1 pseudogene is annotated in these 416 nt (G+C 38.2%); it reads left to right on the top strand.

Annotated elements, in window-relative coordinates:
• A pseudogene (locus tag ACFI4Z_RS19080) lies at window positions 1-117 on the top strand (IS110 family RNA-guided transposase); the annotation flags it as partial.
• Between the last annotated feature and the right edge of the window lie 299 nt (window positions 118-416).

The following is a 416-nucleotide window of genomic DNA, read 5'->3' as shown; positions in this document are numbered from 1 at the left end:
TTAGCTAAAACAAATCAAGTTATCGCGATTAAAACCGTTGCACATAAACTGGCAAGAGCGTGTTACCACGTGCTGAAAGACAACGTCCCATTTGATGAACACAAGGCTTTTTCTTAACGACCATAAAACGAATTAGGTTAACGTGCTGAGTTAATAATAGGGGTTGGTAAAACCATCAGATTTGATTGAGCCTGCACGTTAACCGCTCTTATTTATAAATTCATATGGGTGACTGGTGCATATTCACACCAATCGACGTCATGACTAGGTGTATAGCCATATTTAAAGTGAGTTTAAAAAGTAACAACACTTGGTTTTTTGAATAAAAAGATCAAGAAAACACAGCTGCCTGCTTGACCGGAACTTTCTAATGGGTGACCCCTTTGGTTTTTTGGTATCTGAAGTCAAGACTTGAT

The sequence above is a fragment of the Pseudoalteromonas sp. RWi3 genome (assembly GCF_054960735.1).
This window is presented reverse-complemented; position numbering and strand designations above follow the sequence as displayed.